General features: G+C 63.6%; 22 protein-coding genes and 1 pseudogene. 12 read left to right on the forward strand and 11 right to left on the reverse strand.

Annotation, left to right across the window (positions count from 1 at the left end; genetic code table 11):
• Nucleotides 1-41: 41 nt before the first annotated feature.
• Entirely contained in the window at nt 42-353 is a 312-nt protein-coding gene (gene rpsU / locus YH63_RS10525) for a 30S ribosomal protein S21 (protein ID WP_046827651.1), read from the reverse strand.
• Nucleotides 354-622: 269 nt separating this feature from the next.
• Here rpsU and aqpZ point away from each other — a divergent pair, with 269 nt between their 5' ends.
• The gene (aqpZ, locus tag YH63_RS10530; RefSeq protein ID WP_046827650.1) at nt 623-1339 is read left to right on the forward strand and encodes an aquaporin Z; all 717 of its coding nucleotides are present in this window, start codon (nt 623-625) and stop codon (nt 1337-1339) included.
• Nucleotides 1340-1400: 61 nt separating this feature from the next.
• Here aqpZ and YH63_RS10535 read toward each other — a convergent pair whose 3' ends face one another.
• Entirely contained in the window at nt 1401-2495 is a 1095-nt protein-coding gene (locus YH63_RS10535; RefSeq protein WP_046827649.1) for a 5-(carboxyamino)imidazole ribonucleotide synthase, read from the reverse strand.
• A gap of 164 nt (nt 2496-2659) precedes the next feature.
• Nucleotides 2660-3145 (reverse strand): 5-(carboxyamino)imidazole ribonucleotide mutase, encoded by a 486-nt coding sequence (gene purE / locus YH63_RS10540; RefSeq protein WP_046827648.1) that lies wholly within the window; start codon nt 3143-3145, stop codon nt 2660-2662.
• A gap of 96 nt (nt 3146-3241) precedes the next feature.
• Here purE and YH63_RS10545 point away from each other — a divergent pair, with 96 nt between their 5' ends.
• Nucleotides 3242-4009, forward strand: coding sequence for a GGDEF domain-containing protein (locus YH63_RS10545; protein WP_083992586.1), 768 nt, complete (start codon nt 3242-3244; stop codon nt 4007-4009).
• 7 nt (nt 4010-4016) lie between these two features.
• Here YH63_RS10545 and YH63_RS10550 read toward each other — a convergent pair whose 3' ends face one another.
• The gene (locus YH63_RS10550; RefSeq protein WP_046827647.1) at nt 4017-4223 is read right to left on the reverse strand and encodes a YdcH family protein; all 207 of its coding nucleotides are present in this window, start codon (nt 4221-4223) and stop codon (nt 4017-4019) included.
• A gap of 377 nt (nt 4224-4600) precedes the next feature.
• Between YH63_RS10550 and YH63_RS10555 the strand changes: the two genes are divergently transcribed.
• On the forward strand, nt 4601-4777 hold the full coding sequence (locus YH63_RS10555) for a YdcH family protein (protein ID WP_083992585.1): 177 nt from the start codon (nt 4601-4603) through the stop codon (nt 4775-4777).
• 77 nt (nt 4778-4854) lie between these two features.
• Here the strand turns inward: YH63_RS10555 and YH63_RS10560 are convergent, their stop codons facing one another.
• A complete protein-coding gene (locus YH63_RS10560) occupies nt 4855-5964 on the reverse strand; it encodes an NAD(P)/FAD-dependent oxidoreductase (RefSeq protein WP_046827646.1) in 1110 nt (369 codons plus the stop codon).
• Between the two features lie 210 nt (nt 5965-6174).
• Between YH63_RS10560 and YH63_RS10565 the strand changes: the two genes are divergently transcribed.
• The 5 genes and pseudogenes from YH63_RS10565 (at nt 6175) to YH63_RS10585 (ending at nt 12015) form a co-directional block, all read left to right on the forward strand.
• On the forward strand, nt 6175-8889 hold the full coding sequence (locus YH63_RS10565) for a sensor domain-containing protein (protein WP_046827645.1): 2715 nt from the start codon (nt 6175-6177) through the stop codon (nt 8887-8889).
• Between the two features lie 105 nt (nt 8890-8994).
• A pseudogene (locus YH63_RS10570) lies at nt 8995-9186 on the forward strand (glycerol-3-phosphate dehydrogenase); the annotation flags it as partial.
• Nucleotides 9183-10289: an ABC transporter ATP-binding protein gene (locus tag YH63_RS10575; protein ID WP_046827643.1), complete on the forward strand. Its 1107-nt coding sequence runs from the start codon at nt 9183-9185 to the stop codon at nt 10287-10289. The pseudogene YH63_RS10570 and the gene YH63_RS10575, both read left to right, overlap by 4 nt.
• Complete coding sequence (locus YH63_RS10580) at nt 10286-11197, forward strand: ABC transporter permease (protein ID WP_046827642.1); 912 nt, start codon at nt 10286-10288, stop codon at nt 11195-11197. The genes YH63_RS10575 and YH63_RS10580 overlap by 4 nt, the downstream gene beginning before the upstream one ends.
• Complete coding sequence (locus YH63_RS10585) at nt 11197-12015, forward strand: ABC transporter permease (RefSeq protein WP_046827641.1); 819 nt, start codon at nt 11197-11199, stop codon at nt 12013-12015. The genes YH63_RS10580 and YH63_RS10585 overlap by 1 nt, the downstream gene beginning before the upstream one ends.
• On the opposite strand, the gene YH63_RS10590 is transcribed toward YH63_RS10585, so the two are convergent.
• Nucleotides 12012-14078 (reverse strand): AsmA family protein, encoded by a 2067-nt coding sequence (locus tag YH63_RS10590; protein WP_046829599.1) that lies wholly within the window; start codon nt 14076-14078, stop codon nt 12012-12014. The two genes, YH63_RS10585 and YH63_RS10590, sit on opposite strands and share 4 nt — an antisense overlap.
• A gap of 341 nt (nt 14079-14419) precedes the next feature.
• On the opposite strand from YH63_RS10590, the gene YH63_RS10595 reads away from it, so the two are divergent.
• Nucleotides 14420-15121 carry a CoA transferase subunit A gene (locus tag YH63_RS10595; RefSeq protein WP_046827640.1) on the forward strand — a complete coding sequence of 234 codons (702 nt, stop codon included), beginning with the start codon at nt 14420-14422 and terminating at the stop codon, nt 15119-15121.
• Nucleotides 15122-15143: 22 nt separating this feature from the next.
• A complete protein-coding gene (locus YH63_RS10600) occupies nt 15144-15794 on the forward strand; it encodes a 3-oxoacid CoA-transferase subunit B (RefSeq protein WP_046827639.1) in 651 nt (216 codons plus the stop codon).
• A gap of 12 nt (nt 15795-15806) precedes the next feature.
• Here the strand turns inward: YH63_RS10600 and YH63_RS10605 are convergent, their stop codons facing one another.
• Both YH63_RS10605 and YH63_RS10610 read right to left on the reverse strand, forming a co-directional pair.
• The gene (locus YH63_RS10605) at nt 15807-16238 is read right to left on the reverse strand and encodes a DUF1772 domain-containing protein (RefSeq protein ID WP_046827638.1); all 432 of its coding nucleotides are present in this window, start codon (nt 16236-16238) and stop codon (nt 15807-15809) included.
• A gap of 91 nt (nt 16239-16329) precedes the next feature.
• A complete protein-coding gene (locus tag YH63_RS10610) occupies nt 16330-16986 on the reverse strand; it encodes a DUF924 family protein (protein ID WP_083992584.1) in 657 nt (218 codons plus the stop codon).
• Between the two features lie 102 nt (nt 16987-17088).
• On the opposite strand from YH63_RS10610, the gene YH63_RS10615 reads away from it, so the two are divergent.
• Together YH63_RS10615 and YH63_RS10620 are read left to right on the forward strand one after the other, a co-directional pair.
• Nucleotides 17089-18063, forward strand: coding sequence for a LysR family transcriptional regulator (locus YH63_RS10615; protein WP_046827637.1), 975 nt, complete (start codon nt 17089-17091; stop codon nt 18061-18063).
• Between the two features lie 97 nt (nt 18064-18160).
• Nucleotides 18161-19225: an AI-2E family transporter gene (locus YH63_RS10620; protein ID WP_046827636.1), complete on the forward strand. Its 1065-nt coding sequence runs from the start codon at nt 18161-18163 to the stop codon at nt 19223-19225.
• A gap of 12 nt (nt 19226-19237) precedes the next feature.
• On the opposite strand, the gene YH63_RS10625 is transcribed toward YH63_RS10620, so the two are convergent.
• The 3 genes from YH63_RS10625 to YH63_RS10635 all read right to left on the reverse strand — a co-directional run bounded on the left by YH63_RS10625 (nt 19238) and on the right by YH63_RS10635 (nt 25801).
• On the reverse strand, nt 19238-20881 hold the full coding sequence (locus YH63_RS10625; RefSeq protein WP_046827635.1) for an ABC transporter permease: 1644 nt from the start codon (nt 20879-20881) through the stop codon (nt 19238-19240).
• Between the two features lie 245 nt (nt 20882-21126).
• Nucleotides 21127-22155: a Fe(3+) ABC transporter substrate-binding protein gene (locus YH63_RS10630; RefSeq protein ID WP_046827634.1), complete on the reverse strand. Its 1029-nt coding sequence runs from the start codon at nt 22153-22155 to the stop codon at nt 21127-21129.
• A 136-nt stretch (nt 22156-22291) separates the two neighbouring features.
• Nucleotides 22292-25801 (reverse strand): PAS domain S-box protein, encoded by a 3510-nt coding sequence (locus YH63_RS10635; RefSeq protein ID WP_046829597.1) that lies wholly within the window; start codon nt 25799-25801, stop codon nt 22292-22294.
• Nucleotides 25802-25835 lie beyond the last annotated feature (34 nt).

The raw sequence follows: 25835 nt of genomic DNA on the forward strand, positions 1-25835 counted from the left end.
CGTGAGGCCCGCGTTTTCGTATCTAAAACTGTTGAGATCGCTTAGCGCGGTCCACGCGGACCGGCACCAGCGCCTGCGCCTCCACGGCCACCAGCAGCGCCGCGATCACCGCCCGGACCAGCGCCGAACACCGGCTTCGGCTTCATCGGCAGCAGGCCTTCGCGCTGCAGCTTCTTGCGCGCGAGCTTGCGAGCACGGCGAACGGCTTCCGCCTTTTCGCGAGCCTTCTTCTCGGAGGGCTTTTCGTAATGACCGCGGAGCTTCATCTCGCGGAAAATGCCCTCGCGCTGCATCTTTTTCTTCAGCGCCTTGAGAGCCTGGTCGACATTGTTATCGCGGACGAGAACCTGCACGCGGCATCCTCTTTGGTTTCAATCAGGAATTCAGGAGACGACGAAGGGCCGACTAAAGGCCACGCCCTTCCCATCAAGGGCGCGGATGTACCAGATCAAACCGGGAATGTCCACCTGTGGACGGCCTTTTTCCAGGGCCCGAATGTCACGATTTCGGGGCAAATTGGATGGGCCGGGCCCGCGATTCGGGGGAGTTTAGGAAGGCTTAAGACTCCGATTTCTACGGTTCCCGCCATTGAGGTGATCCAACACCACTGGGGAGACGTGACATGAATACGAAGAAGTATGCCGCCGAGGTCATCGGCACGTTCTGGCTCACATTTGCAGGCTGCGGCAGCGCCGTCCTTGCGGCGGCTTTTCCACAGGTGGGCATCGGCCTGCTCGGGGTCTCGTTCGCGTTCGGCCTGAGCGTGGTGACGATGGCCTTTGCTATCGGTCATATTTCAGGGTGCCATCTCAATCCCGCCGTCACCGTTGGCTTGGCCGCAGGCGGCCGCTTCCCTGCAAGCCAGATTGTTCCCTACATCATTGCCCAGGTGATCGGAGCCGTGCTTGGCGCGGGCCTGCTCTACGTCATTGCCAGCGGCAAAGCCGGGTTCGACCTCGCAGGCGGTTTCGCCTCCAATGGCTATGCGGACCATTCGCCCGGTAAATACAGCCTTCTGGCTGCCTTTGTGTGTGAAGTGGCGATGACTGCGATGTTCCTGTTCATCATCATGGGGGCGACCCACGGCAAGGCGCCGGCCGGCTTCGCGCCGCTGGCGATCGGTCTTGCGCTGGTGATGATCCATCTCGTCAGCATCCCCGTCACCAATACCTCGGTGAACCCGGCGCGCAGCACCGGTCCCGCGCTGTTCGTCGGCGGATGGGCCATTCAGCAGCTTTGGCTGTTCTGGGTCGCGCCGATCATCGGCGGCATTATCGGCGGCGTGGTCTATCGCTGGCTGAGCGACGAGCCGGCGGGCATCGTGGCCGGCAACAAGTAAGCTCCGATCAAGCAAGAAGGCCGCCGCGAGCAATCGCGGCGGCCTTTGTCTTTGGACGCTTTCAGGACTGCTTGACCTCGGTCACATGGCCCATCTTGCGGCCCGGCCGGGGGGCGCCCTTGCCGTAGAGGTGCACCGTGGCGCCGGGAACGCCGAGCCACTTGCCGTAGTCGAGGATGTCGTCGCCGATCAGGTTGGTCATGGTGACGTCGCCGTGCCGGACCGGGTGCGCCAGCGGCCAGCCGGCGATGGCGCGGATGTGCTGCTCGAACTGCGACACCGAGGCCCCGTCCAGCGTCCAGTGGCCGGAGTTATGCACCCGGGGGGCAATTTCGTTGACCAGCAGGCTCGGACCGTCCTTGCCGGGTACAACGAACAGTTCCACCGCCAGCACGCCGACATAGTCCAGCGCAGTCGCGATTTTCTCCGCGATGACACGCGCCTGCGCCGCAAGCTCATCGGAAATGCGCGCCGGCGCATGGGAAAACTTCAGGATGTGGTCGCGATGTTCGTTCTCGGTGACATCAAAGCAGACCACTTCGCCGCTGGCGCTGCGCGCTGCGACAACGGAAATCTCGCGCTCATACGGCACGAAGGCTTCGAGAATCGCGGAGCGCGTTTCGAGATCGGCCCACACCGCTTCAGGATCGTCGCCCTCGCGGACCACGACCTGGCCCTTGCCGTCGTAGCCGAAGCGCCGGGTCTTGAGCACCGCAGGCAGACCGATCTGGCCGATCGCCGTCTTCAGTTCCTGCGCGGACGAGACGTCGGCATAACGCGCGGTGGCGATGCCGAGCTTGGTGACGAAGTTCTTTTCCGCGAACCGGTCCTGCACGGTTTCCAGCACCCCCGGGTCCGGCAGCACCGGGCGGCGGGCCGACAGGATCATGGCCGTGGACGAGGGGATGTTCTCGAACTCATAGGTGATGACGGCGACGTCCGACGCGAACAGTTCCAGCGCTTCGACGTCGGCATATTCCGCGCAGGTCGCGTTCTGCACCACGTCGAAGGCCGGTGAATCCGGATCCGGAGAAAACACCTGTGCCTTGAGACCAAGACGCGCGGCAGCGAGTGCGAGCATCCTGCCCAACTGCCCGCCGCCGAGAATTCCGATGGTGTCGCCTGGTTTCAGCGTCACCCGACCTGAAGATGTCACTTAGATTAGTGTCCCGTATCCGACGTTCGCTTTACTCTGCAGCGCCTTCCGAGCGAACGTCGGATACGAAAGGACACTAACAAATTGTAATCCTAGTGATCCTTTGGTTCTGACATTCGTAAGAGTGCCTGCGAAGAGAGGATACGAATGTCAGAACCGGATCACTAGGTATCCTCTGGGCGCTCGCTTACGGCCTCGGTCTGCTGCTTGCGCCATGTCGCAAGCCGGGTTGCAAGGCCGGCATCGCTGAGTGCCAGCACGCTTGCAGCGAGTAAGGCGGCATTGATAGCGCCGGACTTTCCGATCGCCAAGGTGCCGACCGGAATTCCGGCCGGCATTTGCACAATGGAGTACAGGGAATCGACGCCCGAGAGCGCCTTGGATTCCACTGGAACACCGAACACCGGAAGTTCCGTCAGGGATGCTGCCATGCCCGGCAGATGGGCCGCGCCGCCTGCGCCAGCGATGATGACCTTGAAGCCGGCGGTCTTGGCTCCCTTGGCGAAGGCATAGAGCCGCTCGGGGGTGCGGTGCGCGGAGACGATGCGCGCCTCGTGTGCAACGCCGAGCGCGGTCAGGGTCACTGCGGCGTGACGCATGGTCTCCCAGTCAGACTGGCTTCCCATGATAATGGCAACAGGGGCGGTCATTTGGAATCTTCAAAAAAGAGCAGAAAAAGAGGGCGGATTATAGGGTTGCGCCCCTGCGTGGCAAGCTACCGCGAATCCGTTATCCTTTCATGGTCAATGGCCGTGCCGGTCGAGCGGATTAAAGGCGAAAACGTGAAGAAAGCGCGCGGCAAAGTGGCATCACGGGGTCCGACGACAAAGAAGCGGCCCGGGCGCGCCGCGAGCCGAAGCAAATCCACAGCAAAATCGACCGCAAAATCCGCTTCGAAGATCACCCCGCTGAAACCCAAGCGCAAGCCGGCAGCGGCCCCTCTGGCCAAGGCGAAGCGGCAGGTCTCGGCCCTGAAGGCGGAACTCGCCGCGGCGCAGGCCCGGATCGACGAACTGCAGGCGTGGGCCGACACCGATTTCCTGCTGAACATCTACAACCGCCGCGGCTTCGAGCGGGAACTGGACCGGTCGATCGCCTACATCCGCCGCTACAACGCCACCGGGGCGCTGATCGTGCTCGATGTCGATCGTCTCAAACCAATCAATGACACGTTCGGTCATGCGGCGGGCGACGCAGTGCTGAAGGGCGTGGTTGCGGTGCTGATGCGCCATGTCCGCTCGTCGGATGTAGTGGGGCGGCTCGGCGGCGACGAATTCGGCTTGCTGCTCTGGAATTTGACTGAAGTCGATGCGCTGGCAAAGGCGGTCGCTCTGGAAGAGGCGATTGACCGGCTGACATTCGTTTTCAAGGGCCGGTCCGTCGTGGCTGGTGCATCGACGGGTACTGCGCTGATTGATGCGGTGACCGATGCGGCATCCGTGATGGAAGCTGCCGACCGAGCGATGTACACGCGAAAGACCCTGCGGCGTGACCACGCGCGCTCGGCGCTCTGACGGATTGCTAGGCGATGATGTCGGGCGTGATCTGATCTTCGATGAAGGAAATCCGGTCACGCAACTGCAGCTTGCGTTTTTTCAAACGCTGCAATCTGAGCAGGTCGGGCGCGGGCGACTGATGCAGCGCCTCGATGGCGGCATCCAGATCGCGATGCTCCTGCTGCAATTGCGCCAATTCAAGCGCGAATTCGTTGTTGTCCTGATCTACCATAACCGTCATTTGACTGAATTCGCCCGGTCTTTCAGCTAGGTGTCATAGGTGACGCTGAAAGCATCTGCATGATTGTCATTGCAGAAAATCGTTACCAACTCCAGCGACGGTAACGCGGGAAAGGTTCCCTCACAATTCGTTTCCCTTGGATGCGAAAATTTTGAAAGACTGTTCTCGACTCCGCTGTCGACAGACGGCTCCTGTCATGTAGACTTAACCGTCCGGAGCAAATTCAGCAAAAGTGGGATACCGGTTTTGCGCCCGAATTTACTCCTACTGAGAGAGAAGGAGCGCGTTTTCTTCACGCGAACCGGACGCCACTTCGCTTGAAAACGTGCTTTGTCCGATCTGAGGTCCACTTACACAGGAGACTTCTTATGGCAATTCAGGCGCATCTCGTTGAGCTGGAACGTAAACACGAGGTTCTGGAAAACGAATTGCACGATGCTCTCCAGCATCTTTCCACCGACGACCTCCAGATTATCGAACTGAAGCGCCGCAAGCTGGTGCTCAAGGATCAAATCGAGCGCATCAAGCTCGCACCGGTCCACTAACACCCTTCATCGACGGAATCCTTCCGGCAGTTCAAAGCGATGCTCGTAACGGCAACAGCTGCCGTTGCGAGAACCGGCTACGCCTGGACTCTGGCGGCGCGCGCGACTTCGTCCGCGATGGCGAGGGATGACGTGAGGCCGGGTGACTCGATCCCGAACAGGTTGACCAGTCCCGCAAGGCCATGGTCCTGCGGCCCCTGGATCACGAAATCCTGCCGGGCGACGGCGGGCGGTACGATCTTGGGCCGGATTCCGGAATAGCTCGGCGTCAGGGCGCCGTCGGGCAGCGTCGGCCAGTAGCGCCGGATCGCGGGATAAAACCGCTCGGCCCGCGCCGGGTCGACGGCATAGTCGAGGCTATCGACCCATTCCACGTCCGGTCCGAATTTCGCCTGGCCGCCGAGATCGATGGTCAGATGGACGCCAAGGCCGCCCGGCTCCGGCACTGGATAGATCAGGTGCGAGAACGGCGCGCGCGTGCTGCAACTGAAGTAGTTGCCCTTGGCGTAATAGCTGGTCGGGATGCGCTCGGACGGCATGCCCTCAATGGTGCGGGCGATGGCGGGCGCATTGAGCCCCGCCGAATTGATCAGCACCCGGCATTGCAGCGCCATCGGTGTGTCGCCGCCGATCTCGATTTCGAATCCTTCCTGAATGGCCTTTGCGCGCAAAAGCGGCGCATGAAATGCGAGTGCTCCGCCGGCGTCCTCGATCTCGCCGCGCAGCGCCAGCATATAGGCATGGCTGTCGACGATGCCGGTGGATGGCGACAGCAATGCGCCGGTGCAATGCAATGCTGGTTCCAGCGCGCGTGCCTCGGCGGCAGACAACATGCGCATATCGTCCACGCCGTTGGCTTCGGCGTGCGATTTGATCGAAACCAGCTTCTCGTCCTCATTGGGTGCGGTTGCGACAATCAGCTTGCCGCAGCGGCGGTACGGCACACCATGTTCGTCGCAGTAGCTATAGAGGGCCTGCTTGCCGGCGACGCACAGGCGCGCCATCAGGCTTCCGGCCGGATAATAGATTCCGGCGTGAATCACCTCGCTGTTGCGCGAGGACGTTCCGGTCCCGATGTCGCCGGCCGCCTCGACCACCACGACTTCAAGCCCGGCCCGCGCCAGCCGCCGTGCGGCGGCCAGGCCTACGACGCCGGCACCGACCACCACACACTCAACGCTGTCCATCGACGATCCGCTTTGCCGGGGAGATTTTTTCTCTGCTCATTTTATATCCAGTGTGCGGCGTTGCGATGCACTCGGCGTTAGAACTTGGTTAAGCATAGAAGGCCAATTGCCCTCATTTAAGTCACATTGTCGGCGGCCTGCGCGTACGCGTTTACCCGATCCAAAGAGGTACAACCAGAGACTGCGGATGAAGAATTCCGCGGAATGGTAATGACCGGCTGGCAGAAGCAAGCACGAGCTACCACAGCGAGCCCGGTGTGGGTCGCTGCGTGCGCGTGCATCTTGATTTTTGGGTCGGGAAGTGCGGTCGCGCAGATCGTCGCCAATCCCGATGGCACGTTCTCGGCAGCCGTGACGGACACCACGCAGACCGCCATGATATGGCAGGTTGTGATCGGCGGCTTTGTGATCGTGGCGTTCCTCGCCGCGATCATACTGTGGACCTCGACGGCGCTGCGCCGGGCGCGCCACGCCAATATCCGGCGCGCGGCTTTCGTCTCCAGTTCCCTGAACAACCTGACCACCGGCATCGTGATGCTTGATGGGCACAAGCGCGTCGTGTTCTGCAACGACCGGTATCTGGAAATCTATGGGCTGGACCGCTTCGACCTTTTCCCCGGAATGACGGGCCCCGATCTGCTGGATTTGCGGAAGCAGCGCGGCACGTTCGATGGATTGCTCGACACTTACTATCGCAACGTCGAACATACGGATGGGCACATCTGCGAGCTTTCCGATAGCCGCTCGATTCTCATCAAGCATCGCAAGCTGGCCAACGGCGGAACGGTGTCGACGCACGAAGACTGCACGGCCCAGCGCAAGCTGTCCCGGCAGCTTGCAACCACCAAGAATTTTCTTGAATCCGTGATCGACAACATTCCGGTCTGCGTCGCGGCCAAGAGCATCGAGGACGGCAGATACATTCTCGCCAACCGTGCGTTTGAACAGTTCTCCGGCCTCAGCCGCGATCAGATCATCGGATTCACAGCGGAAAGAGTTTATGTGCCTGACGCCGCGAAGGCGGTTGCGGAAGCGGATCGCGACGCGATTGAATCGCCGACGGGGCAGACGCGCACCGAATTGCTCATCGAACTTAACGGCCGCATGCGTCAGGTTGCCTGCAACCGCATGATCGCGCGCGACGAGAAGGGCAGGCCGGAATTTCTGGTGGCGCTGTTCGAGGACGTGACCGACCGCAGGTCGCTGTCGCGCGAAATCCAGGGCGCGAAGAAGTTCCTTGAACTTGTCGTCGACAACATTCCTGTCTCACTGATGGTCAAGCGGCTGAGCGATGATCAATACGTTCTCGCCAATCGCACCGCCGAGGCGATGCTGGGCCGGAGGCGCGAAGACGTCATCGGCAGCACCATTGAGGATATCTACAATCCCGCCGATGTGAGGCTGATCCGCAAACGCGACGATGACGCCGTCCGCAAGAAGGGCATCGTCACAGAAGAGCATCCGATCCAGACCGAAAGCGGGCTGCGCCTGTTCCTGACCCGGCGCGTCACCGTGCTCGATGAGGCCGGCGAGCCGCAGTATCTGATCAAGACCAACGAAGACATCACCGATCGCCGTGAAACCGAATCGCGCATGGCCCACATGGCCTATCACGATGCGCTGACCGAGTTGCCCAACCGCGCCGCGTTCCTGCAGGCGCTGGAACAGATGATCGACGCCTGCGAGGACACCGACGAGGAATTCGCCGTGCTGTCGCTCGATCTCGACCGTCTGAAGGAAATCAACGATGTGTTCGGCCACGAGGTCGGCGACCAACTGCTGATCGAGTTCTCGCGCCGCCTTGAATCGGTCATCTCCGGTGGTGTCGTTGCGCGCCTGAGCGGCGACGAGTTCGGCCTGATCATCGATGGCCTGCAGCCGGATTCCGCGAAGGCGCTTGCCGCGCGATTGATGCAATCGATGCAGACCGAATTTACCTTCGAGGGCCGGGCGGTCCGCATTGGCCTCACCATCGGCATCGCGGTGTATCCGCGCAACGGCCGCGATGCCGAAACCTTGCTCACCAACGCCGACGCAGCCTTGTTCCGCGCCAAGACGAAAGCGCGCGGCTCCATTAACTTCTTCGACATGGAGCTGGACCAGCAGCTGCGCGACCGGCGCGCGCTGCATCAGGACCTGTCGACCGCGATCCGGAACGGCGAACTGTCGCTGCACTATCAGCCGCAGGCCCGTGCACGCCACAAGATGAAGACCGATCATGTTCTCGGCTTCGAGGCGCTGGCGCGGTGGACTCATCCGATACGTGGCTTCGTTCCGCCCAGCGATTTCATTCCGCTGGCCGAAGAAAGCGGCCTGATCGTCGAAATGGGCGAGTGGATTTTGCGCCAGGCCTGCCTCGAGGCGGCGTCGTGGCCGAAGGATCTGCAGATTTCGGTCAATCTGTCGCCGGCCCAGTTCATGCACGGCGATCTGGTCGGGCTGGTTCACTCCATCCTGCTTGAGACCGGCCTTGCGCCCGGCCGGCTGGAGCTTGAGATCACCGAAGGCGTGCTGATCGAGGATTTCGACCGCGGCCTGTCGCTGCTGCGGCGGCTGAAGGCGCTCGGCGTGCGGATCGCGATGGACGATTTCGGCAGCGGCTATTCCTCGCTGACTTACCTGCAGGCGTTCCCGTTCGACAAGATCAAGATCGACCGCACCTTCGTGATGAATCTCGGACGTAACACGCAGTCCGCGGCCATCATCCGCGCCATGATCGGTCTTGGGCACGGCCTCAATATTTCCATCGTCGCCGAAGGCGTGGAGACCCAGGAGCAGCTCTCCTTCCTCGCGGACGAGGCTTGCGATCAGGTGCAGGGATACTTCCTCGGCAAGCCCGCACCGATCGAGACCTATGCCGAGTGGATCGGCCGCGCCAAGCCCGACGCCAAGAACGTCGTCAAAATTCCGCGCAAGGTCGGCTGACGCGCGTCTTTAAATCCGTCAAAATCCACTAGACTTGACTCGCGATGATGCCCGTCGGAGATCATCGCGACATGACTGATATTGCGGCCTATGGCACGCGGGTCGGGTGCGGCAAAAAGCATGGATGATCTTGGGCCGGTATTCGGCGATGACCTCACCGGCGCGGAGGTTCGTTATTTGATGAAAGAAGAATTCGCTGGTTTTGCCGACGACATTGTGTGGCGGCGGTCCAAGCTCGGCCTGACGATGTCGCGGCAGGATCGGGGGGCACTTGCAACATTCATGGCGACGGCATGACGGCGACCGCGGGTGAAGCGCCGTTGCTGCGGATCGCATCGGTGGTGAAACGCTTCGGCGGATTCACCGCGGTGGACGATCTGTCGCTCGACATCGTGGCCGGTGAGTTCTTCGCACTGCTGGGGCCGAGCGGCTGCGGCAAGACCACGCTGCTGCGCATGCTGGCGGGATTCGAGACGCCCGACGCGGGCGCGATCTACCTCGACGGCAACGACATCGCGCAGGTGCTGCCGCATGAGCGGCCCGTCAACATGATGTTCCAGAATTACGCGCTGTTCCCGCACCTGACCGTCGAGGGCAACATCGCGTTCGGTCTGAAGCGCGCCGGTTTGCCGAAGGACGAGATCGCCGCGCGGGTCGCCGAGATGGTGGCGCTGGTGCGTCTGGACGGGATGGAGAAGCGCCGTCCCGATCAACTCTCCGGCGGCCAGCGTCAGCGCGTGGCGCTGGCGCGGTCGCTGGCGCGCCGTCCCCGGATGCTGCTGCTCGACGAGCCGCTCGCCGCGCTCGACAAGAAACTGCGCGAAAGCACGCAGGCCGAATTGCTGGAAGTGCAGCGCCGTCTCGGCATGACGTTCATCATCGTCACCCACGATCAGGAAGAGGCGATGACGGTCGCCGACCGGATCGGGGTGATGGACAAGGGCCGTCTCGTGCAGGTGGCGCCGCCGCGCCAGCTTTATGAAGGGCCGAACTCGCGCTGGGTCGCGGGCTTCGTCGGCGACATCAATCTGATCGAGGGGCAGGTCGCCGCGCGCCAGGCCGGACATTTTACCATCGCTACGGAAAGTGCGGGCGCAATCACGGCATCGCATCTCCCGCCCTCCGCGACGGACAAGGTCTGCGCGGCGATCCGCCCGGAGAAAATCCGGCTGTCGCAACCGGCGCAGCATGAGGCTGCGTCTGTCAATGCGTTCGCAGGCCATCTGACGTCCGCCGGATTTCTCGGCGGTCTGTCGGTCTACAGCGTGACACTCGATCACGGCGCGGTGTTGCGGGTCGCGCTTCCGAACGCCACGCGCGCGGCGGCCGACGGATTTTCGGTCGGGCAGCGGGTGAGCGTCTCGTTCGCGCCCGATGACGTCGTGGTGCTGGACCGATGAGCGGGCGGCGCATCTTCACCCGTCCGGCGCGGCTGGCCGCGCTGGCGCCGTATTTGTGGATGGCCCTGTTCTTTCTGGTGCCGTTTGGCTTCGTGCTGAAGATCGCGCTGTCGCAGACCGCCATCGCCCAGCCGCCCTACGTTCCGGTGTTCGATCTCGCGGCTGGCTGGGCTGCCTTCAAGACGGCGCTGGGAACATTGTCGCTCGACAATTTCAAGCTGCTGGTGTCGGACGATCTCTACATTCTCTCCTATGTCCGCAGCCTCGCTGTTGCCGTCACCTCGACGGTCATCCTTCTGCTGATCGGCTACCCGGTGGCTTACGGCATGTCGCGGCTGCCGCAGCGCTGGCAGCCGATTGCGATGATGCTGGTGATCGTGCCGTTCTGGACTTCGTTCCTGATCCGCATCTATGCGTGGATCAACGTCCTCCAGCACGACGGCCTGCTCAACAAGGCGCTGCTCGCGCTCGGAATCGTCGACAAGCCTCTCGTGTGGCTCTCGACCGATTCGGCGATGTATCTCGGCATCGTCTACTCGTATTTTCCGTTCATGATCCTGCCGCTCTACGCGACATTGTCGAAGATGGACGATGCATTGCTCGAAGCCGCGGCCGATCTCGGTGCGTCGCGGCTGAAAGCCTTCTGGCTGGTGACGGTGCCGCTGTCGCTACCCGGCGTCGGCGCGGGCCTGCTGCTGTGCTTCATTCCCATCGTCGGCGAATTCGTGATTCCCGATCTGCTGGCGGGTTCGGACCGAATGATGATTGGGCAGACGTTGTGGCTGGAGTTCTTCACCAACAAGGACTGGCCGGTGGCGTCCGCGATTGCGATCGTGCTGCTCGCGTTGCTGCTGGTGCCGCTGCTGGTCTACGAGAAGCTGCAGCGCCGCCATCTGGAGACGCGCTAATGGCGGCTCGCAACGTCGCACGCCTGTCGGGCTTCAACCTGGTATCCATCGCGCTGGGGCTGGCGTTCCTGTACCTGCCCATCGCGATTCTCGTGATCTATTCGTTCAACGCCTCGCGTCTGGTGACGGTGTGGGGCGGCTGGTCGCTGCGCTGGTACATCGAGTTCTTCAACGACGAGGCCATGCTGTCGGCGACGTGGATGAGCCTGCGCGTGGCGTTCTGCTCGGCGACAGCAGCGACGGTGCTCGGCACGCTTGCGGCGCTGGCGTTGTCGCGCGGCGAGCGTTTCAGGGGGCGGACGCTGTTTTCCGGCATGCTTTACGCGCCGCTGGTGATGCCGGAAGTCATCACCGGGTTGTCATTGCTTCTGCTGTTCGTGGCCATCGACGCCGGGCGCGGGTTCTGGACCGTCACCATCGCGCACACCACGCTCACCATGTGCTTCGTGGCGGTGGTGGTGCAATCGCGGCTCGGTGCGCTCGACCGCAGCCTCGAGGAAGCCGCGATGGATCTCGGCTGTTCGCCGGTGCGGGCCTTCATCGCCGTGACGCTGCCGCTGATGCTGCCGTCGATCGCGGCGGGCTGGATGCTGGCCTTTACGCTCTCACTGGACGATCTGGTGATTGCGAGTTTCACCACCGGTCCGGGATCGGCGACACTGCCGATCCGGATCTATTCGGAAGTGCGCCTCGGGGTGAAGCCGGAGATCAACGCGATCTGTACGCTGGTGATCGCGGCAGTGGCGCTGGTGATCATCGCGGCGTCACTGGTGTCGAAACTGTCGAGCGACAAGGGCGAAAGCGCCGCGCCGCTTTAGTCAGCCTTTTCCGGCGCGGAGTCTGCGGCGGCCGGCGGCGTTGACGGTGGTGCATCGGCGGACGTTGCGGGTGCAGGCGCCAGCGGCGGAACAGGTGGTGGCAGCACCGGCGTCGGCAGGACGGGTTGCGGGGCCGCGGCCTGTGGTTGCGCTGTGGGCTCGGCGGCCGGCTTTCTGCCGCCGGTGAAGCGGTCGATCACGGATTTCACCGCGTCGCGCGTTTTGCGATCCTTCAATGAATCGAGCAGCGGCGCGGACGCCGGGGAGCGGCGAATCAGTGAATCCGAATCCGGGAATATCAGCGGATCGTCCCACGGGCCCTGCACCACGAACGGCAACTGAAACGCCGGCGGCGCGTCGCTTGCGACCACGAGGCTGGCGACGCCCTTCAGGTCGTACTCGCGCGACGGCACCGAGGCCGTGCCGGTGAGCAGCACGCGCGTTGTCGGGCCTTCGATCCGCGCGTCTTCGGCAGTCGCGACGCCGTCATTGAAGCGGATCGCGATGTTCAGTGAATCGAACGGCGTCGAGCCGTTGCGGAAATTGCCCGCGCCTGACAAGGGGCGGCGCTCCAGGCGCTTGAGTAGCTGTTCGACATTCAGCCCGCCGATCGCGCCGTCGCGACCGGTCAGCGTCGCGGTGCCGTCGAGCGATTGCGCCAGCGTAAACGGGCTGGCGCCCTTGGCTTCAACCGCGAAGTTGAGATTGCCGCGTCCCGTCAGCCTGCTGACGCCGAACAGCTCTTGAACGCTGCTCGCCAGATCAACATCGGTGAACTGGAACTGGGCCTTGACCTCGGCGGCCGCGTCGGCGCGCGTCACGCCAAACGACCCCTTGAGGATGCCGCCGTAGATTTGCGCTTCGCCGATGCTCAGCGCCAGCGTTCCGCTGCGCATGTTGGCGCCGAGCGCGGTGCGGCCGAGCTTCGAGCTGCCGATGGTGACCTTCGCCGCCGACAGCCGCATGTCGAGATCGGTGGCGGAAAGGCCGCGCAGATCGAACAGCTGCCGGTTCCAGTCGCGCGCGCCGCTGGCGACCAGGCGAATGGTGTCGATGTAGGGCGTAAAATCGAGCGCATCGGCGGCGAGGGTGGCCTGCACCGTCTGGCGGTCGTTGTTGCTGTAGGTGATGACGCCTTCGGCGGTGTTGCCGTCGAGTTCCAGGTTGACGTTGGTCAGCGCGATCGATTCGCCCACCACATTGGTGCGGGCCTTGAGCGAGAATCGTCCCAGTCCCCCGGTGCCGGGAGGATCCTGCCCCGCCCAGCGCATCGCATTGCGCAGCGATGGGCTGTCGGCGGCGAGTGTGCCTTCCATCAACAGGCTGGTGCGGTTGGCGACCGCGCCGTCGAAAGCGAATTTCAGCGGCGCGCTGGCGACGCGGACCTTGATGCCGGAACGGTCGCCGGACAGCGCGGCGATGAAATCGGTAATGCTGAGACTGCCGTCGACGAGTTCATTGCGCCAGTTGAACTGGCCGGTGGCGGCAAACGAGCGTGAGATCGACGGCCATGCCAGCGACAGATCGATGCCGTTGACGGTTTCGGCGATCTCGCGGTCATCGTTCTGATAGGTGAGGACGCCGTTCTTGATGCGGATTTCGGAGAACGACACCGGGCTGTCGACGCCCGGCTTGATGGTGCGCGCCAGCGTCTCGATGATGGTCGACCAGTTGCTGCGGCCGTCGGCGTTGCGCTTCACGTTGATCCGCGGATCCTGCAGCGTCACGTCGGCGATTTCGTATCGCCGCATCAGCAGCGGCAGCAGGCGCAGGTTCGCCGTCAGTTCCTCGACGGTGAGAGGCTCGTCGGCGACGCCGCTGCCGCGCGAACTCGCGCCCTTCAGTCCGACCTGCCGCAATGTGATGGCGCTGCCGGGGAACACCGAAACGCGCACATCGCCGTTGACCTTCAGGTCGAGGCCGGTCGCGGCGCGAATTTGCTTCTCGACCGAAAGCCGCACGGCGTTCGGGTCGATCATCCAGGAAATGGCGATCAGGCCGAGCAGCGCGGCGGCAAGAAACGCCGCAATCGGCATCCCGAGGCGCTTTATCCCTTGGGCCATCGTCAATGAGTTCATCCGGTAGGTTTGGGTCTGAAGGCACCGGCAGGTTTCCCGCCGCAGCGCAGGCTGCAACTTGATTGCTTTTCTTGACGCTTTCAAGGCCATCCGAAGCCTTAAACCCTGCAATCGCGCCTCAAAACCAAAGGTATTGGCAAAGGTATTGGAAGGCGTTCGGACAAGGGGGCGCACCGGACAGCATTGCACGACAGCGGACGGGCGGGGTGCCGTAGCGCGATTGACGTGCCTTAAAGATTCCGCCTAATAATCGCCCTGAAAGCGGACTTGCGAACCTCCACACGAGCGGCTTGCCCGCCCATTTCCCTCCATCAGGTTGCACCCCCATGAACAAGGTTTACCCCGACGCGAAATCCGCGCTCGATGACGTTGTTAAAGACGGCATGATGATCATGTCCGGCGGTTTCGGCCTCTGCGGCATCGCCGAGGTCCTGTCGGATGCGTTGCGCGAAACCGGCGTCAAGAACCTGACGGTTGTGTCGAACAATGCCGGCGTCGACGGCATCGGTCTCAGCCGCCTGCTGGAAACCCGCCAGATCAAGAAAATGATTTCATCCTATGTCGGTGAGAACAAGCTGTTTGCGCAGCAGTATCTCGCGGGCGAACTCGAACTCGAGTTCAATCCGCAGGGCACGCTGGCCGAGCGCATTCGCGCCGGTGGCGCGGGCATCCCGGCGTTCTTCACCAAGACCGGCGTCGGCACACTGATCGCCGAGGGCAAGGAAGTTCGCGAGTTCAACGGCGAGAAGTACATCATGGAGACCGGCCTCGTCGCCGATCTCGCCATTGTGCACGCCTGGAAGGGCGATACCGCGGGCAACCTCGTGTATCGCAAGACCGCGCGCAACTTTAACCCGATGATGGCGACCGCTGCGAAGGTCACCATTGCGGAAGTCGAGCATCTGGTGCCCGCAGGCGAGATCGATCCCGATCACATCCACACGCCGGGCATTTTCGTGCAGCGCGTGGTGCAGGTCGATCCGAAGCTGAAGCGTATCGAGCAGCGCACCCTGCGCAAGCGCGCGTAACTGATTTCCAGAGGAGAGCCCCATGGCCTGGACCCGTGAACAGATGGCAGCGCGCGCCGCGAAGGAACTGCGCGACGGCTATTACGTCAATCTCGGCATCGGAATCCCGACGCTGGTTTCCAACTACATCCCCGAGGGTCTCGACGTCTCGCTGCAAAGCGAGAACGGCATGCTCGGCATGGGTCCGTTCCCCTACGAGGGCGAGGAAGACCCCGACCTCATCAACGCCGGCAAGCAGACCGTCACGGAGCTTCCCGACACCAGCTATTTCTCCAGCGCGGATTCGTTCGCGATGGTGCGCGGCGGTCACATCGACCTGTCGATCCTGGGCGCGATGCAGGTCGCCGAGAACGGCGATCTCGCCAACTGGATGATCCCCGGCAAGATGGTGAAGGGCATGGGCGGCGCGATGGATCTTGTCGCGGGCGTCAAGCGCGTTGTCGTTGTGATGGAGCACTCCGCCAAGGATGGCTCGAAGCTGCTGCACCGCTGTAACCTGCCGCTGACCGGCGAACGCGTCGTCGACATGGTCGTCACGGATCTGGCGGTGTTCACCATCGACAAGCACGGCAACGACGGCATGGCCCTCATTGAGCTTGCCGACGGCGTCACGCTCGACGACGTGAAGGCGAACACCGAGGCGACGTTCCGCGTCGCGCTGAAGAACGCATAAGCGTTCTTCAGGTCAGGTCATCGACACCCACAGGAAGATCAATGTCGCGGCGACGCCCAGCAATGTGCGTCCCGCGTGCAATCTGGCCCACGTCTCGATCAGAGCGCGGGTTTTAGGCCCCGCGTTCGCTGGCTCCATCGCCATCAGTTTGTTGTTGGTCGGCATGATGACCAGCAGCGTGTAGGGCCAGTTGGCCACCAGCACCGCGCCCCCGATCAGCCACAGCCATTGGCCGGTCTGCCACCACGCCAGAACGCCCAGCAGAAATCCCACGATGGCCATCGGCGCCTGCATGGCGAAGCCGCGCGTGTAGGATGGCTTCCATTCGGTGAGGAGCGCGCGATCGTCGAGATGCAGCCGCGCCGGTTGCTCGGCAAAGCCGACATAGAATGCCGCTCCGGCAAACAGCGCGGCGACGGTGAGCGCAAGTTGTCCTGCAAACATTGAGTGATCCTCTGTTGCTCAAGTCCGGGCAAGGGGACCGGTTCCTGAGCGATCCGGGCTTGTCCTGACAGTGCGATGTGGTCGTCCGGATTCAGCCCGCGTATCCGCCGTCATCCAGAAACTGCTGCTCCTCCGCGGTCATCGCGCGACCGAGAATCGGATTGCGATGCGGGAAGCGGCCGAAGCGGCGGACGATTTCGCGGTGGCCTTTTGCATGAGAAAGATTCGGCTCTCCGAGGGCCCGCGCCAGCGCAACGGAGCGTTCCTGATCGACGACATCCTCCGAGTGGCCGAACGGGAGATAGAAGAACAGCCGAAGCTCCCCCATGGCTTCGTCGTGTCCGGCGTCGATGGCCGCTGTGGCGGCCTCGCGCGCCATGGCGTCGGTCGCATACATGCGCGGCGTGCCGCGAAAGGCATTGCGCGGAAACTGATCCAGCAAGATCACCAAAGCGAGTGCGCCGTGCGGGGTCACCGGCCAGTCTTCGAGTTCGCCGCGGACTGCAGCTTCGTGGGCGTTGAGAAATCGCTCGCGAAAGTCGCGGTCGAAACCGGCGTCCTTGGCGAACCACATCGCAGCTCCGGCGTTGCGCCAGAAATCGACGATGCTGGACGCGGTTGCCGATGCGACCGGCGGCGGACTGACCTGACGCCGATGCGCCTCATGGCCGGCATGGAACTCCTGTTCGATAAAAGCTTCTTCGTTGCTGGCCGCATTGATGAAGGGTGCAAGTTGTGACGGTGACATTTCGGTTCTCCGGCTGTGGCGCGTCGGCCCGTGGGGTCCGAACTCGATGCCTTCGCAATCGCAGTTGGATCCCGATGAATCCAGTGATATGATTTCAGGAATATGCTGAATGAAATTGACCTTGGCCGGACCGATCTCAATCTCCTGACGCTGTTCGAGGTCGTCCTGAAGGAAGGCCACGTCGGGCGCGCGGCGCAGCGACTGAACCTGTCGCCGTCGGCGGTCAGTCATGGTCTTGGCCGCCTGCGGAAGCTGCTGAATGACCCGGTGTTTCTGCGCACGCCGAAGGGCGTGGTGCCGACGGCGCGCGCGCTCGAATTGGCCGGGCCGGTCGCGGAGATTCTCGCGCGCGTGCGCAACGTGATCTCGACCGCCGAGCCGTTCGACGCGGCGAAATCCTCGCGGCGATTCATCATCGGCGCGCCGGACGGCGTGTCCTCGGTGTTCATGCCGCCGCTGCTGGCGCTGCTGCATAAGCGCGCGCCGGGCATCGACATCGGCTTGCAGCAGTTGCTGCCGCCACAGGGCGGCCGCCAGATCGAGCGGGCGTGGGAGCCGCTTTTCGACGAACTCGACGCGGGCGCGATCGACATCGCAATCGCACCGGTCGATTCGGCTCCGGCAAGGTTTGTTGCGGAGACGGCTTACGATGAGGACTTCGTCGCGGTGATGCGGTCGCGGCATCCGTTTGCAGCCCGCGCGACGCTGGAGCGCTTTTGCACGATGCGCCACCTCGTCGTCTCCATGACAGGCGATCCCCACGGCTTCGTCGATGACACGCTGGAGAAGCTCGGGCTTAGCCGGCGCATTGCGCTCACAGTGCCAAATTTCGCGATGGGTCTTGCGACCCTGTCCGAGACCGATCTGATCGCCGCGATGCCGCGGCGGTATGTGGCGATGTATGCGAGGCGTTTCGGACTGGTGAGCCGGGAACTGCCGTTTCCTTTGCGCTCGTTTTCAATTCGCGCGGTTGCGCCACGGGTGGCCATGATGGATGCCGGGCTGGCATGGATGTTCGCGCTCATTCGTGAGGCGACCGAACGCGAGCGATCCGTTCGTCGGCGACAAACAGACTGAGCGGGTGAAGACACAGCGCGCCTTCGCTTTGCCCACATCGAGGTCTTGCATTTTTATCCCGAACGCGGTGGGTATCAGACCAAACAAGGACGACCACATGCGCGGCAGTATTGAAGACAAGGCCTTCCTGATCCTGATCGTCGTGGTGTCGCTGGCCTTTGCCTGGATTCTCAGGTCGTTTTATGGGGCGATCCTCTGGGGCGTCGTCATCGCCATCCTGTTCGCGCCGCTGTACCGGCGGCTGCTCCGGAAAATGCCAGAGCGGCCCAACTTGGCGGCGCTGGCGATGATCGTGCTGGTGGTCATGATCGTTATCCTGCCGTTGACGCTGATCGCTGCGTCGCTGACGCAACAGGCGGCGGCCGTGTTCGCGAAGGTGCAGTCCGGCGAACTCGACTTCGTCAAATTGTTTCAGCAGATCCTCAATGCGCTGCCGCAGTGGATGACTGGCGTGCTCGACAGCTTCGGTGTCGCCAGCTTCGGCGGGATGCAGGAAAAAATCTCCGCCGGGCTGCTCAAAGGCAGCCAGCAGATCGCTGCCCAGGCGCTGAACATCGGCCAGAGCACATTCGAGTTCATCGTCAGCGTCGTCATCATGCTGTACCTGTTGTTCTTCCTGTTCCGCGACGGCAACGCGCTGTCGCGGCGCATCAAGGACAGCATCCCGCTGCGCGCCGAACTGCGCGATGCGCTGCTGGAGAAGTTCACCGTCGTGATCCGCGCCACGGTGAAAGGCAGTCTTCTGGTTGCCCTGGCGCAGGGCGCGCTCGGCGGAGTGATCTTCTGGTTGCTCGGCATCAATGCGGCGTTGCTGTGGGCGGTGCTGATGGCATTCCTGTCGCTGCTGCCGGCCGTCGGGGCCGGGCTGGTCTGGATGCCGGTCGCGCTCTATCTGCTGGCCACCGGATCGTTTCTTCATGGCGCGATCCTGATCGCCTACGGCTTTCTGGTCATCGGGCTTGTCGACAATCTGCTGCGCCCGATGCTGGTGGGCAAGGACACCAAGCTGCCGGACTATGTGGTGCTGATCTCGACGCTGGGCGGCATCGAAGTCTTCGGGCTCAACGGCTTCGTCATCGGCCCGGTCATCGCTGCGATGTTTATCGCAGCGTGGGATATCTTTTCGATCTCGCGGAAGAATGATCAGGCTGGGGCGGCCTGATATCTGCGACGTCTAGGCCGGTCCCTGCGGAATATCCGAAAACCGCGTCAGCCATGCCACCGGCCCGATGCTCGCTGCCACAATCAGAAGTGCAGCGAGCGCGCCGTCCTCGAAGCTGCCGCGGCTGGCATATTGATAGATCGAGGTCGCCAGCGTCTCGACATTGAGCGGACGCAGCAGCAGCGTCGCCGGCAATTCCTTCAGGCAATCGACGAACACCACAATGGCCGCGCCCAGCAGGGCAGGGCGCAGCAGCGGCAGGTGGATCCGCCGCATGGCGGTGATCTGTCCGGCGCCCGCGCTGCGCGCGCTGTCGTCGTAGTCGAACGGAATGCGCTCAAAGCCGGCCCGCAGAAATCCGGTCGGCACCGCGAGAAAGCGGATCACATAGGCGGTCACCACTGCAGCGCCTGAGCTCATCAGCACGAGGCCGGGCAGGGCGAGTCCGAGCCACGCGGCGAATGTGTTGAGCGCATTGTCGATCGCCAGCACCGGCGTCAGCAGGCCGAGCGCCAGCACCAGCCCCGGCAGCGCGTAACCCGTCTGCGCGATATTGGCCGAGAACGCGCGCCATGAACCGGGACGCCAGCGGGTTGCAAGGATCGTCGCCAGCCCGAGACCGAGCGCGGCCAGCGTCGCGAGCGCCGCAAAGATCACCGAGTTGAACGCATCGCGCCAGACCGCCGTGTCCATCGTCACCGACGCGCGGTGCACGCTCTGATGCAGCAGAAACAGCAACGGCACGATGAAGCCGAGCAGCACGGGGAGGGCGCATGCGGTGAACGCCAGCCAGCCCCTGACCCCCTTGAAGGGCGTGCGCGGTGTCAGCCGCGGACTCTCCGACGAGAATTCGGTCACGACGTTGCGGCGGCCGTAGCGTTCCAGCGCGATCAGTCCGCCGACGATCACCAGCACCAGACATGACAGCTGCGCCGCGCCCGCGAGGCTGCCGCGGTTGAGCCATGTCGTGAAGATCGAGACGGTGAGCGTGCGCACGCCGAGATACTCACTGGCGCCGATGTCGTTCAGCGTTTCCAGCGCGACAAGCGCGAGGCCGACGGCCAGCGCCGGGCGCGCCATCGGCAGCGAAATGCGGCGAAACACGTTCCAGCGTCCGGCGCCGAGCGTTCGCGCGGCTTCCGCAAATTCGGCGCTTTGCAACTGGAATGTCGCGCGCGCGGAGAGATAGACATAGGGATAGAGCACGATCCCGATGATGAAGATCGCGCCGGGCAGCGAGCGCAAACCGGGGAGCAGCGCCAGCGCCTCGCGCGCAGGGAGCCACAGCGTCAGCGTGCGATGGACGAGGCCGAGCGGTTCGAACAGATCGACGTAAACATACGCCGCAATGTAGGTCGGGATCGCCAGCGGCAGCGGCAGCAGCCAGAGCAGCAGTCCGCGCCCGGGAAAATCATGCGACGACACCAGCCAGGCGGTGCCGGCGCCGATCAGCAGCGCGACCGCTCCGACGCCGATCAGCAGCGCCGCCGTGTCGCGCAGCGCCAGCGGCAGCACGTAGTCGATCAGATGCGACCAGAGGCCGGGCGCGGGCTGCGCCGCGATCACGACAATCGCCAGCACCGGCAGCGCCACCAGCGCGGCCGTGACGACGGCCAGCGCCGAGACGGCGGGTTCGGCGATGCGGGTGGTGGTCATACGGGATAGTTCCCTCTTCCCGCTTGCGGGGAGAGGGTTGGGGTGAGGGGCAACTCTTTATCCGGGAACGATGCGAGTCTGTCGTTCGTCCTGCCCGGCCATAGCAGTCGCAGACTGCGTAAACTTGTCTGCGTGCCGGGTCTCGACGTCCTGCCTTCAATAAGAGGTGAGCAAGACGTGGATGGCCGGGACAAGCCCGGCCATGACGAGATTTCTGGTTTGATCGAAATCACAAGATCAACCCATCAGTTGTTATCGAACCCGACCTTGTCGACCAGCGTCGAGGCCGCCTTGCGGTTGGCCGCAATCTTCGAGATCGGCAGCGTGTCGGCGTTCAGCTTGCCGTAGCCGGCGATGGTGGGATTGACGGCGACGCCGGCGCGGACCGGATACTCGTAGTTGGCGTCGGCATACATCTGCTGCGCTTTCTCTCCCGCGAGCCATTCGATCAGCTTGATCGCATTGGCGCGGTTCGGCGCGTTCTTCGCCAGCAGCACACCCGAGAGATTTACATGGGTGCCGCCGCCGGCGAAGGTCGGCAGGATCACCTTGGTGGCTTCCGCCCACGGCTTCTTGTCGGGATCGTTGTTCATCATCAGCGCCCAGTAATAGGTGTTGCCGATGCCGATGTCGCACTTGCCGGCCGCGACGTCGCGCGCCGTCTCGCGGTCGCCGCCGGACGGTTTCTGCGCGAGGTTGGCCTTGACGCCGCGCAGCCATTCCTCGGCTTTCGCTTCGCCATGATGCGCGATATAGGCCGCGAACAGCGCGTTGTTGTAGATGTGCTGGCCGGAGCGGATGCAAATCTTGCCCTTCCATTTCGGATCGGCGAGTTCTTCATAGGTGATGGCGTCCTGCTTGACGCGATCCTTGGAGGCGTAGATCACGCGCGCACGCATCGAGATGCCGGCCCAGTGACCGTCCGGGTCGCGGTACTGCGCCGGCACGATCTTGTCGAGCGCGTCGGACTTGATCGGCTGGGTCACGCCGGCTGCCACCGCTTCGGCGATGCGGCCGACGTCCACCGTCAGCATCACGTCGGCGGGGCTGTTGGCGCCCTCGGCCTTGATGCGCTGTTCGAGGCCGGAGCTTGCCGAGACGATGTTGACCTTGATGCCGGTGTCCTTGGTGAAGGCGTCGAACAGCGGCTGCACCAGCTTGGTCTCGCGGTAGGTGTAGACGTTCACCTCGCCGGATTGGGCGAACGCCGGGCTGTTCAGAAAAATCGCAGATGCGACGGCGGTTGCGGTGGCGACAATGCGGGTTCGTGACATGAGGGCTCCAGCGGCTTGGCAAACCACGCAGCATTGAACGCCGCGCGCGGTGATGCCGGTTCTGTAGCGCAGCGGGCGTCGACATTCACGCGGCGCGATGTCGCGAGAGCATGAGTTTAGAGCGATTCCAGATTACTTAGGCGATCGCGCTGGCGTGCGAGAAGACGACCTCGATCAGCGTGCCTGAATGCGGCGCGGTCTTGATGTGGAATTGCGCGCGGTTGGCCTCAACGAGCGCCTTGGTCAGCGACAGGTTGATCACCGAGCCGTCGGCGGTCTGGTCCGATGCGCCCGACGTGCGGAACGGCGCCATCGCGGCCGCGATCTCGTTGTCGTTGAGGCCGTGTCCGGTGTCGCGGACGCGCAGCACGATATCGCCGAAATCGGTGGTCGCGGTTGAGACGATGACCTGCCCGCCGGTATTGGCCAGGTGGATTGAATTGCCGATCAGGTTCATCGCGATCTGGCGCAGCGCGCGGGCGTCAGCCTTCACGGTCGGCAGCGCATGCGCCAGCGATGTGCGGATGATGATGCGCTCGCGGTTGGCCTGCGGCTGCATCACGGCGACGCATTGCTCGACCATGCTGTTGAGGTCCTGGCTCGCGAACGACAGTTCCATCTTGCCGGATTCGATCCGCGACAGGTCGAGCAGGTCGTCGATGATCGCCATCACACGCTGGCCGGAGGCGCGGATGTCCTTCATGTACTCGACATAGCGTTCATTGCCGAGCGCGCCGAAACGCTCCTCGATCATCACGTCGGCGAAGCCGATGATGGCGTTGAGCGGCATGCGGACCTCGTGACTGATCCGTCCGAGAATGTCGGCCTTGGCGTTGGTCGCGCGTTCAACCTGACGCCGCGCCTGTATCAGGTCGCCTTCGCCCTTCTTCGCCTGCGACAGGTCGCGGAAGATCGCGAAGAAACGCGCATTGTCCGGACGGGTGCGGCCCACGGTCATCGACAGCGGAATGGCGCTGCCGTCGCGGGCGCGGCCCAGCATATTGCGGTCGTGCTGAAGCAGACTCGCGACTGCGGCGGTCCTGACTTCGTTCACATAGTCCTGCACCGCGTGCTGGCTGTCCGGCGCGAATAGATCGGTCAGGTTGAGCGCGGCCATCTCGTTGTCGTCGCGGCCGAACAGGACTTCGGCGCTGCGGTTGCAGGAGAGGACATGGCCCTCACCGTCGAACACCACAACGCCCTCGGCGGTATGGTCGAGAATGGTGCCGAGTTCTTCCGCCTGCGTGGTGTCGTCGCTAGGCACGACAACCGGCGTTATGACCACCGCCGGCGCAGGCTCGCTCCGGGTGGCGGCGCGCGGGCCGGAGAACACCAGCACATGGGACGGTTCGCCGTCCCATGTAATGGCGAACAGGCGGGCGTCGGCGGGTTCGCCCTTGTCGGGCCCGCTCTTGCTGGTCGCCGCGATCACGACCGGCGTGCCGGTCTCCGAAGTGCTGCTGGCGGTGCCCGCACCGGCTTCGACGGTCAGCGCATCGAGACCGCCGGCCTCGGTCAGCGCGTGAAGATCGTTGTATCCGGTCGAGGCGAGAAACGCCTTGTTGGCGTAGAGCAGCCGGTCGAGTCGGTAGACCAGCACGCCGACCGGCAGGCGATCGAGTAACTGCGAATCCTGCGCGGCGTTGGCGCGCGGCAGCACCGGCTCCGGCTGCAGGAATGCGGGCGGGTTTTCGAGCGCAGGCGGTTCGGCAACGGGTTCGCGGGTTTGTTCGCCCTCATCGGTGGCGAACAGTTCGGCCACCGAGGCGTCGGTGAGCGTATCGCTCTCGGCTGCATTTTCGAGACGGGCCGACAGCCGCCGCGCCAGTTCGTCAAAGGCGTTGCTCTCGACCGCGGTCAGCGCTGGCGCTTTCGGCTCGGCCACGGGAAACGGTACGACGTTCTGCGGAGTGTCCACGGGGGGCTTCGATTCGGTTCGCTGTGAATTCTCTGTCGGGAAATTGTCTTGCGTGCTGCCGGCGAGGTGCAGCGGTTCGGTTGGCGCATGCACGTCCACTGCGTCCGTGATGTCCTGATTCACCGGTTCTTGGCTGGTGGCGTCATGAGCCGTCGCGTCCTGCACAACAGGTTCGTCGGAGAAAGGCGTTGCGGGCGGCGTCGACGCGTACAGCATGTCGTCGCGGCGCTGCGCGGCCAGCCGCGCCATGCCTTCGACGTCGCGGCAGACGCCGAACCCGCGATAGCCCAAAAAACTCCCGGCGCGGTCGTAGATCGGCAGACCCGACAGTTCGACCGGCAATCGCGCGCCCGCGCCGTCGGCGGGCCAGTTGACGACGATGTTGCTCCAGGTCTCGCGGGTTGCGACCGCTGCCGCCACCTGGCCTTCGGGGTCGAGGCCGAGTGCATCGGCGATTTCATTCCACGGCCTGCCGAACGCGGCTGAGGTGCGCGCGCCGATCAGGCGGGTGAATTCATCGAGGCCGAGCGAAAAGCGGCCGTCCTCGTCCATGTGCCACATGAAGCGCAGCGGATGCCGCCGCGGCGTCAGCGGCGGGCCGTCCAACTCGAGCAGCGTCGCCGACACGTCGTGTGTGCCGATGTCTTGTGCCGGTGGTTTGCGGCGCTCGTCGTCGAAATAGATTCGCGTCACATGATCTGCCGGCGCGTCGTGACGCGAGGTTTCATCGTGAGACGCGGACTCCGAAACGTTGCTCGCTTGAGTCTCAACGTGCTGAAGCGCTGTGGTGGTGTCCGCGATCTGCTGAACCGGCGATTTTTGTTCGGGCGGCTCATCGAACACCGATCCGAAAACGTCGGCGGGCATCACCTCGGCAGGCGGTTCAGGCGGCGCGCGATGAAGCGGGGCGTCAACGACAGCTTGAGTAATCACTTCAACAGGCTGTACGGGTGGCGCATCGGGTGTGGACTGCGTCGCTGCTACGACGGGGTCGGCCTTTGGCGTTTGCGCCGGAGCGCTCTCGACGGTTGATGCAACAACGACGGGAATAGGCTTCGGTGCGCGCGGCGGCACAACAGCGGCGCCGATCAATGCAACTAGCGCTGTTGCTTCGCCGGTCCCGACGCGATGCACTGAGACGCGGCCGAGATCCATTTGCAGGATCGCCTGTCCGTCGCGCAGCGCGCCGCTGCGCGCGTCGTCGAAGCCGGGGCCGGTGAGATCGTTGAACAGGCCGGGGAAATTTTTCGCACGTTCGTTCGCGCCCGCCAGCGCGCCGTTCGGCGTGAAGGTCATGGCCGGAATCGTGACGCTGTCCACGAGATGCGCGAGCCGTTCGGTGAGCGGCGCCGGACGGCCGACCGGGTCGGCGGCGGCGATGAGAATGCCTGCTGTGCCATCGGCGAAGGTGAGCCGCGCGCAGGAGCATGTCAGGAGGCGGCCGAGCGGCGCGCCGAAACCGCGCAGCCGTTCCAGCCGCGGCGCGCCGGATGGCGACAGCCGTGCCGCGAGCTGCGCGGCCTGCCGGCGATGCGGGTCCGCGGGTCCGATGATTTTTTCCGCGAGCACGGCGGCGTTGCGTGCGCCGAACAGTTGTGCGCCGATGGTGTTGGCCCAGAGAATGTGCGCGCCGTCGAGCGACCAGACCCATGCAGGCAGGCCGCTTGTCGCGTGAACCGCAAGGCGCGGATCGCGGATGCCGTGAAGCTGGAAGTCGGCTTCGCTCATATCGGACAACGTGCCTTTGACTCGCTTTCGCCGC

This window comes from Afipia massiliensis, assembly GCF_001006325.2.
GTDB classification, from domain to species: domain Bacteria; phylum Pseudomonadota; class Alphaproteobacteria; order Rhizobiales; family Xanthobacteraceae; genus Afipia; species Afipia massiliensis_A.